This window comes from Pseudomonas fluorescens group sp. PF-69, assembly GCF_054481235.1.
The window spans coordinates 1745923-1760829 of record NZ_JBTMNC010000001.1 but is presented as its reverse complement, the minus strand read 5'-3'; the positions used below and the strand labels follow the sequence as shown (position 1 = coordinate 1760829).

Below are 14907 nucleotides of genomic sequence, written 5' to 3'. Positions count from 1 at the left end.
CCACAGGGATCAGGCCGGTTCGGCAATCGAGCCAAATGCCCCTTGCCGCGACACCACGATCAGCACGCCCAACGCCCCCACTGCCATCAGCAACGGCAAGGCGTGCCCGCTGATCCACTGGCTGCCGGCACCGGCCAGCAAGGGCCCGATCAGGCAACCGATGCCCCATAACTGCGCGATGTGCGCATTGGCCCTGACCAGCGCGTCGTCGCGATAACGTTCGCCGATCAGAATCAGCGACAAGGTGAACAACCCACCCGCGCTGGCACCAAACAACACCCACAACGGCCAGATCAGCAGCGTGTCGATCAGCAACGGGATGGCCAGACTCGACCCCAGTAGCACCACCGCGCAGCCGGTAAACAAGGCGCGCCGCGACAGGCGATCGGCCAATGCGCCAATCGGTAATTGCAGCACGGCATCACCGACCACCACCGTACTGACCATCGCCAGGGCGATTTCCGTGGTGAAGCCCTGGCGCAGGCAGTAGACCGGCAGCAGCGTCAGGATCATCGCCTCGAACGCGGCAAACAGCGACACCGCCCAGGCAATCGCCGGCAGCCCCCTGCAGAACCCAAGCAAATCCCTCAAGGTCACGCTACCGGCCTCACTGCTCGGCGCACCACTGCGGCCCAACAACAGGAATGGTGCCGCCATCAGCAGGCCGACGCCAACCCAGAAACCATAATCGTGCTCAGTACCAAGAAAGCCCAACAACACCGGCCCGGCCAGCTGACTCAGTGCATAACTGCTGCCATACAGCGCGACCAACCGCCCACGCCATTGCTCGACCACCAGTTGATTGATCCAGCTTTCACCGAGGATGAATACAAGGGTCAGGATCACCCCGATCATCAGCCGCAGTGCCAGCCAGATCGGGTAGCTCGGCAACAGCGCCAGCAAGCCGATGGAAATCGCCCCGGCCCACAGGCATAGACGCATCAGGTTGGCCGTACCAAGGCGCGCCGCCAGACGACTGGAAATTTTCGCCCCGACCAATACGCCAATGGCTGGCATCGCCGCCATCACACCGATGGCAAACGAGCCGTAACCCCAGCTTTCCAGGCGAAACGACACCAGCGGCATGCTGACACCCAGGGCCAGGCCGACACTCAAGACAGACGCCAATACGGCGAAATACGTCGCCCAACGCATGTTCCACGCTCCTGTGGATAGTTTTATGTACAGCACAAAACACTGTGGGAGCGAGCCTGCACGCGATAACGGAGCAACATTCAACTTGTTCGTCGACTGTCACACCGCTATCGCGAGCAGGCTCGCTCCCACAAGGGATCTGCTTCGTTCAGGAGGCCTGCTCTGCAACAGGCCGCCTGTAACGACTTACAGCTTGATCCAGGTCGCCTTCAGCTCGGTGTACTTGTCGAACGCGTGCAGCGACTTGTCGCGACCGTTGCCGGACTGCTTGAAGCCACCGAACGGTGCAGTCATGTCACCGCCATCGTACTGGTTGACCCACACGCTACCGGCACGCAGTGCACGGGCGGTCAGGTGCGCCTTGGAGATATCGGAAGTCCACACTGCAGCGGCCAGACCGTACGGGGTGTCGTTGGCGATCGCGACGGCTTCTTCGGCGCTGTCGAAGGTAATGACCGACAACACTGGCCCGAAGATTTCTTCCTGGGCGATTTTCATCGCGTTGCTCACGCCATCGAAAATCGTCGGTTCAACGTAGGTGCCACCGGTTTCCTGGAGGATACGTTTACCACCGGCCACCAGTTTGGCGCCGTCGGTGTGACCCGATTCGATGTAGGACAACACGGTGTTCATCTGCTGGGTATCCACCAGCGCGCCGACGTTGGTCGCCGGATCCAGCGGGTTGCCCGGCTTCCAGGTTTTCAGGGCTTCGATCACCAGTGGCAGGAATTTGTCCTTGATCGAACGCTCCACCAGCAGTCGCGAACCGGCGGTGCAGACTTCGCCCTGGTTGAAGGCGATAGCACCCGCGGCAGCTTCAGCTGCTTCCTGCAGGTTCGGTGCGTCGGCGAACACGATGTTCGGGCTCTTGCCGCCGGCTTCGAGCCAGACGCGCTTCATGTTCGATTCGCCGGAGTAGATCAGCAGTTGCTTGGCGATCTTGGTCGAACCGGTGAACACCAGGGTGTCGACGTCGTTATGCAGGGCCAGGGCCTTGCCGACGGTATGACCGTAACCCGGCAGGACGTTGAGCACGCCTTTCGGAATGCCGGCTTCGACTGCCAGAGCAGCGATGCGGATGGCGGTCAGCGGCGATTTTTCCGACGGCTTGAGGATCACCGAGTTACCGGTGGACAGGGCTGGGCCGAGCTTCCAGCACGCCATCATCAATGGGAAGTTCCACGGCACGATGGCGCCGACAACGCCGACCGGTTCGCGCGTCACCAGGCCCAGTTGATCGTGCGGGGTAGCTGCGACTTCGTCGTAGATCTTGTCGATGGCTTCGCCGCTCCAGCTCAGGGCTTGTGCCGCGCCAGGAACGTCAATGTACAGGGAATCGCTGATCGGCTTGCCCATGTCCAGGGTTTCAAGCAGGGCCAGCTCTTCGGCGTGCTGTTTGAGCAGGCCGGCAAAACGGATCATGGTGGCTTTGCGTTTGGTCGGCGCCAGGCGCGACCAGACACCGGAATTGAAGGTGGCACGGGCGTTTTCAACAGCGCGCTGGGCGTCGGCGGCATCGCAGCTGGCGATTTTGCCCAACAGACGGCCATCGACCGGGCTGATGCACTCGAAGGTCTCGCCGGAGACGGCATCGGTGTATTCGCCATTGATGTAGGCGCGGCCTTCGATCTTCAGATCGCGAGCCCGTTGTTCCCAGTCGGCACGAGTCAGGGTGGTCATACGAGTGTCCTCCTCTTATTGAATACGACACCCGCGTTCTTCGCGGGCGCTGTCAGGAATTCTGCCCGGCCAGCCTGCTTTCGGCCCAAGGCAACTGCCACCCTAAACCAGCGGCAGGGGAAGTTTCAATATATTTGACAAAAGGCCGGCAAACGACCTTGCGATGTTCATTTTAATAAACATAGACTTTGGCGATACCAACAATAACGGAGGAATACAACAATGAGCATCCAGAACATCGTCGACTTCGGCCAGGCTACCACCGAGCCCGAGCGCTATCGACCAGACCCGGCAAAGGTGCTCAAGGGCGATCCAGAGCAAGCGGTCTACAACCACTACAACAGCCCTTGCGGCCAATTGAATGCCGGCGTGTGGGAAGGCGCAGTCGGCCAGTGGCTGGTGAACTTCACCGAGCATGAATACTGCGAAATCGTTCAGGGCGTTTCCGTCCTGCGCGATAACGATGGCAACAGCAAAACCGTGCGCGCAGGTGATCGCTTCGTGATCCCGGCCGGTTTCCGGGGCACTTGGGAAGTGCTGGAGCCTTGCCGCAAGATTTATGTAGCGTTTGAGCAGAAGGCCTGAAGACTTTCATTGTCTGGACCCACCTCATCGCGAGCAAGCCACGCGCCCACGAAGATCTGCGTCGTTTGCAAAACCTCTGGAAGCGGGCTGGCTCCGGGCGAAGCTACGCCGATGAGGCCCTGACAAACATCACAAAACTCAAGCAACAAAAAAGGCCCGTATCTCGCGATACGGGCCTTTTTCGTAAGAGGGAAAAATCAATTACTTGATTTTGCCTTCTTTGTAGATCACGTGCTTGCGAACAACCGGATCAAATTTCTTGATCTCGATTTTGTCCGGAGTAGTACGCTTGTTCTTGTCGGTAGTGTAGAAGTGACCAGTACCGGCGCTCGAAATCAAACGAATCAATTCACGCATGATTAGCTCCCTTAGATCTTGCCGGCTTTGCGGATTTCGGCCAGCACGGCAGTGATGCCACGCTTGTCGATGATACGCATGCCTTTGGCAGATACGCGCAGACGCACGAAACGTTTCTCTTCTTCAACCCAGAAGCGGTGATGCTGCAGGTTCGGCAGGAAACGACGACGGGTTTTGTTGTTTGCGTGGGAAATGTTATTCCCAGTCACCGGACCCTTACCGGTAACTTGACAGACTCTAGACATGCCTCAGCCCTCTAAAACCACATGCCCAACCCGGCATGGGTTGGCCGCTTAATCTCTCAGTCATTTGGCGCCAGGCGCCGCGTTTCTTTAGGGGTCTTACCGGCTACACCTACAAACGAAGGAACCGGGCCCCTAGAAAAGAGCGCTGCTTTATACCAGAAAGACTAGAGAGCAACAACATTCGCTGTACATTGAGTTGATAAAAACCCTGTTTTTCGGGCGTCAGGCGCTTTGGGTAAAGGCTATCGTCGACTCCGACCGCTCGTCGCAGAGAATCTGCCCGACACGCCGTCCCAGCGTTTTTTCCAACCGGCACACAGCAAAATCAGTCGCCGATAGTCTCCTCAAAATCAAAAAGGGGATAGTCATTTGCAATCGAGCCCACTAGGGTAAGCCTTTTCCAGACTGCACTTGCAGATGGGCCTTCGATCTGTAAAGGAACCCGACCATGCGCCTCGCTGCCCTACCGTTGTTGCTCGCCCCGTTTTTGCTGAGCCCACAGGCCTTCGCCGCCGCCCTGAGCGTCTGCACCGAGGCCAGCCCGGAAGGCTTTGACGTGGTGCAATACAATTCGCTGACCACCACCAACGCCTCGGCCGACGTGCTGATGAACCGGCTGGTGGACTTCGACACCGCCAGCGGCAAAGTGATCGCCAGCCTGGCGGACAGCTGGGAAGTCAGCCCCGATGGCCTGATCTACGTCTTCAAACTGCGCCCGCAGGTGAAATTCCATCGCACCGAGTATTTCAGCCCGACCCGCGAGTTGACCGCCGAAGACGTCAAATTCAGCTTCGACCGCATGCTTGACCCCGCCAACCCGTGGCACCAGGTTGCCCAGAGCGGTTTCCCCCATGCGCAATCGATGCAATTGCCAGCGCTGATCAAGAAAATCGACGCCCTTGACCCGCTGACCGTGCGCTTTACCCTCGACCACCCGGACTCGACCTTCCTCGCGACCCTGAGCATGGGTTTCGCCTCGATCTACTCGGCTGAATACGCGGACAAATTGTTGAAGGCCGGCACCACGGACAAGCTCAACAGCCAGCCAATCGGCACCGGCCCGTTTGTTTTCACGCGTTTCCAGAAGGATGCCTCGGTTCGCTACAAAGCCAACCCGGACTACTTCGGCGGCAAACCGTCAGTGGACCCGCTGATCTTCGCCATCACCCCGGACGCCAACGTGCGCTTGCAGAAGTTGCGCCGCAACGAGTGCCAGATCGCCCTGTCGCCCAAACCACTGGACGTACAGGCCGCGCTGAAAGAGCCGACCCTGAAAGTGGAAAAGACTGACGCCTTCATGACCGCATTCGTCGGCATCAACAGCCAACATCCACCGCTGGACAAGCCCGAAGTGCGACAGGCGATCAACCTCGCCTTCGATAAGGCCAACTACGTCAAAGCCGTGTTCGAGGACACCGCCGAAGCGGCCAACGGCCCGTACCCACCCAATACCTGGAGCTACGCGAAGAACCTGCCGGGCTACCCCCATGACATCGAGAAAGCCAAGGCCTTGATGGTCAAGGCCGGGCTCAAGGACGGCTTCCAGACCACCATCTGGACCCGCCCTTCCGGCAGCCTGCTGAACCCGAACCCGAGCCTCGGCGCGCAGCTGCTGCAATCTGACCTTGCGGAAATCGGCATTCAGGCCGAGATCCGCGTGATCGAATGGGGCGAACTGATCCGCCGCGCCAAGGCCGGTGAGCATGACCTGCTGTTCATGGGTTGGGCTGGCGACAATGGTGACCCGGACAACTTCCTCACACCGCAGTTTTCCTGCGCGGCGGTCAAATCCGGCACCAACTTCGCCCGTTATTGCAATGCGGATCTGGACAAGCTGATCAGTGCCGGCAAAACCACCGGCGAGCAAGGCGTTCGCACCAAGCTCTATGAGCAAGCGCAAGCGCAGATCCAGCAACAGGCGCTATGGCTACCGCTGGCCCATCCGACGGCTTTCGCCCTGACGCGCAAGAATGTCGAGGGTTATTCAGTCAGCCCGTTTGGGCGTCAGGACTATTCAAAGGTCAAACTGTAGGAGCAAGGTTGCTCCTACAGTGATGCACTCATTCACATCCACCCATACTCGGCCATGGACAACGGATCGCCGTCGCCGATGATGAAATGATCAAGCACCCGCACATCGATCAACTCCAGCGCCTTTTGCAAACGCTTGGTCAACACCCGATCAGCCTGACTGGGGTCGGAGTTCCCTGACGGGTGGTTGTGGCAGAGGATCAAGGCTGCTGCGTTGTTAGCCAGCGCACGCTTGACCACCTCCCGCGGATGCACACTCGTATTGTCAATGGACCCGCGAAACAGCGTTTCGAAGCTCAGTACCTGATGTTTGGAATCCAGAAACAGGCAACCGAATACTTCATGCGGCTCGTGACGCAGCATCGATTTCAGGTATTCACGGACCACGTGGGGGTTTTCCAGTGCCGGTTTCTGGCGCGCCCGTTCAGCCAAATGCCGCCGGCTCATTTCCTGGGCTGCCTGCAATTGAGCGAATTTTGCCGGGCCCAGCCCCAAATGCATGCTGAACATGACCAGATCGGCCTCGAGCAGTGCGCGCAGACTGCCAAACTGGCCCAGCAGATGCCGCGCCAGATCCACCGCGCTTTTGCCGGATACGCCGGTTCGTAAAAATATCGCCAGTAACTCGGCGTCTGAAAGACTCGCGGCTCCCAGCGTCAGTAATCTCTCCCGCGGCCGCTCCGCCACCGGCCAATTGCGAATACTCATAGCACCTCCCTGTCTGTGGGCGCCGCTGTTCCGTAGCGGTCGCTGTGATATCGTAGCCCATCTTTTTTGCTGGCGAATTCATCCCTGGGGAGGGGGTATCGCCAAGCAGCCACCAACGAATTGAAAGGCAGGCCTATGCAGCGGCTGTATCGGAAACGCATCGTTCTGGGCGTCGGCGGCGGTATCGCTGCCTATAAAAGCGCCGATCTGGTTCGCCGCCTGATGGACCAGGGCGCCGAAGTGCGCGTAGTCATGACCCGTGGCGGCGCCGAATTCATCACCCCGCTGACCATGCAGGCCCTGTCCGGGCACCCGGTTCATCTGGATCTGCTGGACCCGGCAGCCGAAGCCGCCATGGGTCACATCGAACTGGCGAAATGGGCCGATCTGGTGTTGATCGCGCCGGCTACCGCCGACCTGATCGCTCGTCTTGCCCAAGGCATTGCCGATGATTTGCTGACCACGCTGGTGCTGGCCACCGACGCGGTCGTCGCCGTCGCCCCGGCGATGAACCAGGCCATGTGGCGCGATCCGGCGACCCAGGCCAACCTGCAAACCCTCGAAAGTCGCGACCTGAAAGTCTTTGGCCCTGCCTCTGGCAGCCAGGCCTGCGGCGATGTCGGCCTGGGGCGCATGCTCGAAGCCACCGATCTGGCCCAGTGCGCCGCCGACTGCTTCCAGCACCAGGCGCTGACAGGCAAGCACGTGCTGATCACCGCTGGCCCGACCCAGGAAAACATCGACCCGGTGCGCTACATCACCAACCACAGCTCCGGAAAAATGGGTTTCGCCCTCGCTGAAGCAGCTGTTGAAGCTGGCGCTCGGGTGACGCTGATCACCGGCCCCGTGCATTTGCCGACCCCGGACCGTGTCACACGCATCGATGTAGTCAGTGCCCGCGACATGCTTGCCGCCTGCGAAGCTGCGATCCCCTGCGACCTGTTCATCGCCTCTGCCGCAGTTGCGGACTACCGTCCGGAAGTAGTCGCACCACAAAAACTTAAGAAAGATCCTACGAACGGCGACGGCTTGTTGCTGCAAATGGTGCGCAACCCGGACATCCTGGCCAGCATCGCAACACGCCCCGACCGTCCGTTCAGTGTCGGTTTCGCCGCTGAAACCGAACACCTGCTCGACTACGCTGCCCGCAAGTTGAAAGACAAGAACCTCGATTTGATCGTCGCCAACGACGTCGCCAACCCGAGCATTGGCTTCAACAGCGAAGAAAACGCCTGCAGCGTGATCGACCGCGAGCTTCACGCCACACTTTTCGCCCAGACCAGCAAGAGCAAGATTGCTCGTCAGCTGATCACTTTTATCGCCGAACGTCTGAACCAGGTTTAATTTACATGCACGCTTTGCAAGCCAAGATCCTCGACCCCCGCATCGGTACCGAATTCCCGTTGCCGCAATACGCCACACCGGGCTCCGCCGGCCTCGACCTGCGCGCCATGCTGGAGCAGGACATCGTGATCAAACCGGGTGAAACCGTGCTGATCCCGACCGGCCTGTCGGTGTACATCGGCGATCCGAACCTCGCCGCGCTGATCCTGCCGCGCTCCGGCCTGGGCCATAAGCACGGTATCGTGCTGGGCAACCTGGTGGGTCTGATCGACTCTGATTACCAGGGCCCGCTGATGGTTTCTTGCTGGAACCGTGGCCAGACCGACTTCACCATGGCCGTGGGCGAGCGCCTGGCGCAACTGGTGCTGGTACCGGTGGTGCAGGCACATTTCGAGATGGTCGAAGAGTTCGTCGAGACCCAGCGCGGTACCGGCGGTTTCGGTCATTCCGGTAGCCATTGATCCGATAGAGGATCTCTGTGGCGAGAAAGCGCTCTCGCCACGGATTTCGAACGGCCCCAACAGCAAGGTTGACCGCCCAATATCAAGGCATTGGCCAACCCGTTAGCCGCTGACTTCGGCAAGATGGCCTTTTCGCACCACGAACTCTCTGTGGAAAACGCCGTCATACCCTTCAGTTTGAGTCTGCCGAGTCCCTCGCAGGCGGGTCCAACCACATTCGAGATGGAGTTTCCCCAGATGAGCACCCCGGCCCAAATTGCCCCCAAGTTCCCAGACAGCATCTTCCGCGCCTACGACATTCGCGGCACCGTCCCGGAATTTCTGAACGCAGAAACGGCCTACTGGCTCGGTCGCGCCATCGGTGCACAGAGCCTCGCGCAGGGCGAACCCAACGTATCCGTTGGCCGTGACGGTCGCCTGTCCGGCCCGGAGCTGGTGGAAAAATTGATTCAAGGCCTGGCCGAAAGCGGCTGCCATGTCAGCGATGTCGGCCTGGTGCCAACGCCAGCGCTGTACTACGCGGCCAATATCCTGGCCGGCAAATCCGGCGTGATGCTGACCGGCAGCCACAACCCGTCGAACTACAACGGTTTCAAGATCGTCATCGCCGGCGATACCTTGGCCAACGAACAGATCCAGGCCCTGCACGACCGCCTCAAGACCAACGACCTGAGCAGCGGCAAGGGCAGCATCACCAAAGTCGAGATCCTCGACCGTTACACCACCGAAATCGTCCAGGACGTCAAACTGGCCCGTCGCCTGAAAGTGGTCGTGGACTGCGGCAATGGCGCGGCCGGTGTGATCGCTCCGCAATTGATCGAAGCGTTGAACTGCGAAGTCATTCCGTTGTTCTGCGAAGTCGACGGCAACTTCCCGAACCATCACCCGGATCCGGGCAAGCCTGAAAACCTCGTTGACCTGATCGCCAAGGTCAAGGAAACCAACGCTGATATCGGCCTGGCCTTCGACGGCGACGGCGATCGCGTCGGCGTCGTGACCAACACGGGCAGCATCGTCTATCCGGACCGCCTGCTGATGCTGTTCGCCCGCGATGTGGTGGCGCGCAACCCGGACGCGGAAATCATCTTCGACGTCAAATGCACCCGTCGCCTGATCCCGCTGATCAAGGAATACGGCGGCCGTCCGCTGATGTGGAAGACCGGTCACTCGCTGATCAAAAAGAAAATGAAACAATCCGGCGCCCTGCTGGCCGGCGAAATGAGCGGGCACATCTTCTTCAAGGAGCGCTGGTTCGGTTTCGACGACGGCATTTACAGCGCCGCGCGGCTACTGGAGATCCTCAGCAAGGAAAAATCATCGGCCGAAGAGCTGTTCGCGACCTTCCCGAATGATATTTCTACGCCGGAAATCAATATCCATGTGACCGAAGAGAGCAAATTCAGCATCATTGATGCACTGCACGACGCGCAGTGGGGCGCAGGCGCCGACCTGACCACCATTGACGGCGTGCGAGTCGACTATGCCAAAGGCTGGGGCCTGGTTCGCGCATCCAACACCACACCGGTGCTGGTGCTGCGTTTCGAGGCCGATGACGAGGCTGAATTGCAGCGCATCAAGGACGTCTTCAAAGTCCAACTGAAGCGTGTTGCACCTGATCTCCAACTACCGTTTTGATTTATTGAAGCACCGGAGCCCTGAATGACCCTCGAACGCGAAGCCGCCGCCAACACCGCCAAGGTCCTGTCCGAAGCACTGCCCTACATTCGCCGTTATGTCGGCAAGACGCTGGTGATCAAATACGGCGGCAACGCGATGGAAAGCGAGGAGCTGAAAACCGGCTTCGCCCGCGACATCGTGCTGATGAAAGCCGTGGGCATCAACCCGGTAGTCGTTCACGGCGGCGGTCCGCAAATCGGTGATTTGCTCAAGCGCCTGTCGATCGAAAGCCATTTCGTCGATGGCATGCGCGTCACCGACGCAGCGACCATGGACGTTGTGGAAATGGTTCTCGGTGGCCAGGTCAACAAGGACATCGTCAACCTGATCAACCGCCATGGCGGCAGCGCCATCGGCCTGACCGGTAAAGACGCCGGGCTGATCCGCGCGAAGAAGCTCACCGTCACTCGCCAGACGCCGGAGATGACCCAACCGGAAATCATCGACATCGGCCAGGTGGGCGAAGTGGTCGGGATCAACACCGAACTGCTGAACCTGCTGGTCAAAGGCAACTTCATTCCGGTGATCGCGCCTATCGGCGTCGGTGAGAACGGCGAGTCTTACAACATCAATGCTGACCTGGTGGCCGGTAAAGTCGCCGAAGCGCTAAAAGCCGAGAAGCTGATGCTGCTGACCAACATTGCCGGCCTGATGGACAAGTCGGGCAAGGTCCTGACCGGCCTGAGCACTCAGCAAGTCGACGATCTGATCGCCGATGGCACGATCTACGGCGGCATGTTGCCGAAGATCCGTTGCGCACTGGAAGCGGTTCAGGGCGGCGTCGGCAGCTCGCTGATCATCGACGGTCGCGTGCCGAATGCGATCCTGCTGGAAATCTTCACCGATACCGGTGTGGGCACCTTGATCAGCAATCGCAAGCGTCACTAAGCGATCGCGCAAATAAAAAAGACCCCGCTCAGCCTGGCTGAGCGGGGTCTTTTTTATTCCACAATCCCTGTAGGAGCGAGCTTGCTCGCGAAAGACGTCAACGATAACGCGGGGTGTCTGGCGAAAAGCGGCGCCCTGAAGGGCATCGCGAGCAAGCTCGCTCCTACAGGGGCATTGCAGTTAAACGCCGAACTGGGCGCGGTACGCTTCTACCGCCGGCAAGTGCTGCTTGAGTTGTGGATCGTCGGCCAGGAATTCCAATACCTGATTCAGCGAAACGATGCTGATCACCGGAATGCCGAAGTCGCGCTCCACTTCCTGGATCGCCGACAGCTCGCCGTTGCCACGCTCCTGACGGTTCAGGGCGATCAACACGCCAGCGGCCTTGGCGCCTTCCTGGGACGCGATGATCTGCATCACTTCACGGATGGCGGTGCCAGCGGTGATCACGTCGTCGATGATCAGTACGTTACCGGTCAATGGCGCGCCGACCAGGCTGCCGCCTTCGCCGTGGGCCTTGGCTTCCTTGCGGTTGAAGCACCAGGGCAGGTCACGGTTGTGATGCTCGGCCAATGCCACGGCGGTGGTTGCCGCCAACGGGATGCCTTTGTAGGCCGGACCGAACAGCACATCGAAGGAAATACCGCTCTCGGCGATGGCTGCGGCGTAGAAACGCCCCAGCTGCGCCAGGGCAGAACCCGTATTGAACAGGCCCGCATTGAAGAAGTAAGGACTGGTACGTCCGGACTTCAGGGTGAACTCACCGAAGCGCAAAACGCCGCGATCGATGGCAAAACGAATGAAATCGCGTTGATACGCTTGCATGGAAAAACCCCAAATACCACGGATTTAGCTAATTAGCTTGACGCCGTGTATCATACACGCACGCGATTTTTGGGGCCATTTATGCGGATCATCAGTGTGAACGTCAATGGTATTCAGGCAGCAGTCGAGCGTGGTTTGCTCAGTTGGCTGCAAGCACAGAATGCCGACGTCATCTGCCTGCAGGACACCCGCGCCTCCGCCTTTGAACTGGACGATCCAGCCTTCCAACTGGATGGATACTTCCTTTATGCCTGCGATGCCGAAGTCCCCGCCCAAGGTGGCGTGGCTTTGTATTCGCGGCTGCAACCGAAGGCTGTCATCAGCGGTCTTGGTTTCGAGACGGCCGACCGCTACGGGCGCTACCTGCAAGCCGATTTCGACAAGGTCAGCATCGCGACCTTGCTGCTCCCTTCGGGGCAGAACGGCGATGAAGACTTGAACCAGAAGTTCAAGCTAATGGACGACTTCGCCCGTTATCTCGATAAACAGCGACGCAAACGTCGCGAGTACATCTATTGTGGCTCGCTGTACGTGGCGCAACAGAAGCTGGATATCAAGAACTGGCGCGACAGCCAGCAATCCCCGGGATTCCTGGCACCTGAACGTGCCTGGATGGACGAGATTGTCGGCAACATGGGCTATGTCGATGCCCTGCGCGAAGTCAGCCGTGAAGGCGATCAGTACAGCTGGTGGCCGGATAACGAACAAGCCGAAATGCTCAACCTCGGTTGGCGTTTCGACTATCAGCTGCTGACCCCGGGCCTGCGTCGTTTCGTACGCAGCGCACGCTTGCCGCGCCAGCCGCGCTTCTCGCAACACGCGCCGCTGATCGTGGACTACGACTGGACGCTGACCATCTAAGCGTTGTGCCGAATGAAAAAATGCCCGTATCGCAAGATACGGGCATTTTTTTGGATCATCGGCGGTGTTCGGATCTTCAGGCAGCGGCGAAGATCGGCAACGCAAGGTACGACTTGATCACGATCACATTAATGATGTCGATGAAGAAAGCTCCCACCATCGGCACCACTAGAAACGCTATCTGCGAAGGTCCGTAACGCTGAGTCACCGCTTGCATGTTAGCGATCGCCGTTGGCGTGGCGCCCAGCCCGAACCCGCAGTGTCCTGCTGCCAGCACTGCCGCATCGTAGTTGCCGCCCATGACCCTGAAGGTCACGAACATCGCAAACAACGCCATGACCAGCGTTTGCGCAGCCAGGATAATGAAAATGGGCAAAGCCAGTGCGGCCAGGTCCCAAAGCTTGAGTGACATCAGCGCAATCGCCAGAAACAGCGACAAGCTGACATTACCCAGCACGGAAACTTCACGCTCAAACACCTGATACAAGCCAAGCGCCGAAAGCCCATTACGCAAAACCACACCCACGAACAAGACGCAAACGAACGTTGGCAGCTCGAAGGCCGTGTCCTTCAGCAGGCCGTTCAGGAGTGAACCCACCAGCAAGCTGACCGCGATCAGGGCGAGTGTCTCGATAAACGAAAATGGCGTGATTGAACGCTCTCTGTTCGGCTGCTCGAAGCCCTTTGGCATCCCTGGCTTTGCTTGCTCGATACCGGGTACCTGGACACGGTTGATGAGCAGGCGAGCGACCGGCCCACCAATCAATCCACCCAGCACCAGGCCAAACGTTGCAGAAGCCATCGCAAGCTCGGAAGCAGAAGCCAGACCATACTTCTCGCTGAACGTCGCGCTCCACGCAGCGCCTGTACCGTGCCCACCCGCCAGCGTAACGGAGCCTGTCAACAGGCCCATCAACGGATCGAGCCCCAACGCCGTTGCGAGACCGATGCCCATGGCATTCTGAACCACCAGAAGCCCAATGACCGCCAGTAGAAAAACCCCCACTACGCGCCCGCCTTTCTTCAAGCTGGCGAAGTCTGCACTCAAGCCAATGGTCGCAAAAAACGCCAACATCAAGGGTGTTTGCAGCGATGTATCAAATCGAACTTCAATGTCCAGGCTTCGCAAGGCCAGAAGAACCAGAGCAACCAGCAGACCGCCTGCTACAGGCTCAGGGATATTGTAGGTCCGTAAAAAACCAACGCGCGTGACAAGTCCGCGCCCCAGTAACAGCACCAGGGAGGCAGCCACAAGTGTTCCGTAAAAATCGAGCTGAAGCATTGTGATAATTCATTTACATATATTCAGGGGCGAACTTTTTACCTGGACTCGCCTCTTGAACAGGTTGATATATCAACGCTGATTAATTGAGATTCAAGTACCGTCAATGGTTTGAATATATCGAAATATTTCTTGATGAATATTACTTGGCGCAACCTTATCAACCACGCAGCCCCATTGCCAAGCAGACAGGCCGTGATGAAGCCTTGCAGTTGTGACTAAACGTGTAAGACGAATCCATACAAGTGTGTGAGAAAATGTCTGCAGCGCCTGAATTCCGTAATGGCAACTGTTACACACAACTTGAAACATTCAGCTGTATTTAGAAGAGCCAACACTCCGAAGTTGAAGCATTGACTTAAATCGGGACAGACGACCGAGTAAAGTCGACTTTTCTGGACAACAACTTGCGCCCACAGGGGACGGGTTGCTTATTTGATCAGGCGCCAAGTGAACGGATACCGATAAGGCACCCCTTCATTGGCCTTCACGCCAGCAATGATCGTCAGCACTAACGCACCGATCGCGATCAGTCCTAACAGGAAGAACCCGATGATGACTACCATCAGCAGAAAGCAAATGGCGGATGCAATAGCAACGGTAAGCTGAAAGTTCAGCGCCTCCTTGCCTTGTGCATCGACAAACGGGTCCATCTCGCGCTTCATCTGCCAGAGAATCAACGGGCCAATCAAGGTACCGAACGGAATCCAGATCCCAAGCAAGGCGGACAAGTGACAAAACATCGCCCACTGCCGAGCTTCTTTGCTCGGGGTGGGAAGCAGTTGCTGTTCATCACTCATGGCGTCCT

Annotated in this window: 14 protein-coding genes and 1 pseudogene; 7 read left to right on the top strand and 8 right to left on the bottom strand. The window is 58.5% G+C overall.

Going from position 1 to position 14907, the window contains the following annotated elements; all coding sequences use genetic code 11:
* Positions 1 to 9: 9 nt before the first annotated feature.
* Together ACX3YF_RS08010 and ACX3YF_RS08005 are read right to left on the bottom strand one after the other, a co-directional pair.
* Positions 10 to 1155, bottom strand: a complete 1146-nt coding sequence (locus ACX3YF_RS08010; protein ID WP_448647631.1) for an MFS transporter — start codon at positions 1153 to 1155, stop codon at positions 10 to 12.
* 186 nt (positions 1156 to 1341) lie between these two features.
* Positions 1342 to 2835 (bottom strand): aldehyde dehydrogenase, encoded by a 1494-nt coding sequence (locus tag ACX3YF_RS08005; RefSeq protein ID WP_090326607.1) that lies wholly within the window; start codon positions 2833 to 2835, stop codon positions 1342 to 1344.
* A 222-nt stretch (positions 2836 to 3057) separates the two neighbouring features.
* Between ACX3YF_RS08005 and ACX3YF_RS08000 the strand changes: the two genes are divergently transcribed.
* On the top strand, positions 3058 to 3420 hold the full coding sequence (locus ACX3YF_RS08000; protein ID WP_130211035.1) for a cupin domain-containing protein: 363 nt from the start codon (positions 3058 to 3060) through the stop codon (positions 3418 to 3420).
* Between the two features lie 201 nt (positions 3421 to 3621).
* On the opposite strand, the gene rpmG is transcribed toward ACX3YF_RS08000, so the two are convergent.
* Complete coding sequence (gene rpmG / locus ACX3YF_RS07995) at positions 3622 to 3777, bottom strand: 50S ribosomal protein L33 (RefSeq protein ID WP_007894709.1); 156 nt, start codon at positions 3775 to 3777, stop codon at positions 3622 to 3624.
* 11 nt (positions 3778 to 3788) lie between these two features.
* A complete protein-coding gene (gene rpmB, locus ACX3YF_RS07990) occupies positions 3789 to 4022 on the bottom strand; it encodes a 50S ribosomal protein L28 (RefSeq protein ID WP_034147715.1) in 234 nt (77 codons plus the stop codon).
* Positions 4023 to 4470: 448 nt separating this feature from the next.
* Here rpmB and ACX3YF_RS07985 point away from each other — a divergent pair, with 448 nt between their 5' ends.
* Positions 4471 to 6054, top strand: a complete 1584-nt coding sequence (locus tag ACX3YF_RS07985; protein ID WP_103402936.1) for an ABC transporter substrate-binding protein — start codon at positions 4471 to 4473, stop codon at positions 6052 to 6054.
* A gap of 32 nt (positions 6055 to 6086) precedes the next feature.
* On the opposite strand, the gene radC is transcribed toward ACX3YF_RS07985, so the two are convergent.
* Positions 6087 to 6761: a RadC family protein gene (gene radC / locus ACX3YF_RS07980; protein ID WP_448647632.1), complete on the bottom strand. Its 675-nt coding sequence runs from the start codon at positions 6759 to 6761 to the stop codon at positions 6087 to 6089.
* A 135-nt stretch (positions 6762 to 6896) separates the two neighbouring features.
* Between radC and coaBC the strand changes: the two genes are divergently transcribed.
* The 4 genes and pseudogenes from coaBC (at position 6897) to argB (ending at position 11131) form a co-directional block, all read left to right on the top strand.
* Entirely contained in the window at positions 6897 to 8105 is a 1209-nt protein-coding gene (gene coaBC / locus ACX3YF_RS07975; protein ID WP_458973617.1) for a bifunctional phosphopantothenoylcysteine decarboxylase/phosphopantothenate--cysteine ligase CoaBC, read from the top strand.
* 5 nt (positions 8106 to 8110) lie between these two features.
* The gene (gene dut, locus ACX3YF_RS07970) at positions 8111 to 8566 is read left to right on the top strand and encodes a dUTP diphosphatase (protein WP_047535088.1); all 456 of its coding nucleotides are present in this window, start codon (positions 8111 to 8113) and stop codon (positions 8564 to 8566) included.
* Between the two features lie 231 nt (positions 8567 to 8797).
* Positions 8798 to 10201 (top strand): annotated as a pseudogene (locus ACX3YF_RS07965) (phosphomannomutase/phosphoglucomutase); the annotation flags it as partial.
* Between the two features lie 24 nt (positions 10202 to 10225).
* Positions 10226 to 11131, top strand: a complete 906-nt coding sequence (gene argB / locus ACX3YF_RS07960; protein ID WP_047535093.1) for an acetylglutamate kinase — start codon at positions 10226 to 10228, stop codon at positions 11129 to 11131.
* A gap of 180 nt (positions 11132 to 11311) precedes the next feature.
* Here argB and pyrE read toward each other — a convergent pair whose 3' ends face one another.
* The gene (pyrE, locus tag ACX3YF_RS07955) at positions 11312 to 11956 is read right to left on the bottom strand and encodes an orotate phosphoribosyltransferase (RefSeq protein ID WP_198131649.1); all 645 of its coding nucleotides are present in this window, start codon (positions 11954 to 11956) and stop codon (positions 11312 to 11314) included.
* An 81-nt stretch (positions 11957 to 12037) separates the two neighbouring features.
* Here pyrE and ACX3YF_RS07950 point away from each other — a divergent pair, with 81 nt between their 5' ends.
* Positions 12038 to 12817, top strand: coding sequence for an exodeoxyribonuclease III (locus tag ACX3YF_RS07950; protein ID WP_003176915.1), 780 nt, complete (start codon positions 12038 to 12040; stop codon positions 12815 to 12817).
* Between the two features lie 76 nt (positions 12818 to 12893).
* Here ACX3YF_RS07950 and gltS read toward each other — a convergent pair whose 3' ends face one another.
* Complete coding sequence (gene gltS / locus ACX3YF_RS07945; RefSeq protein WP_448647634.1) at positions 12894 to 14099, bottom strand: sodium/glutamate symporter; 1206 nt, start codon at positions 14097 to 14099, stop codon at positions 12894 to 12896.
* Between the two features lie 431 nt (positions 14100 to 14530).
* Positions 14531 to 14899, bottom strand: a complete 369-nt coding sequence (locus ACX3YF_RS07940; RefSeq protein WP_130211041.1) for a DUF4870 domain-containing protein — start codon at positions 14897 to 14899, stop codon at positions 14531 to 14533.
* Positions 14900 to 14907 lie beyond the last annotated feature (8 nt).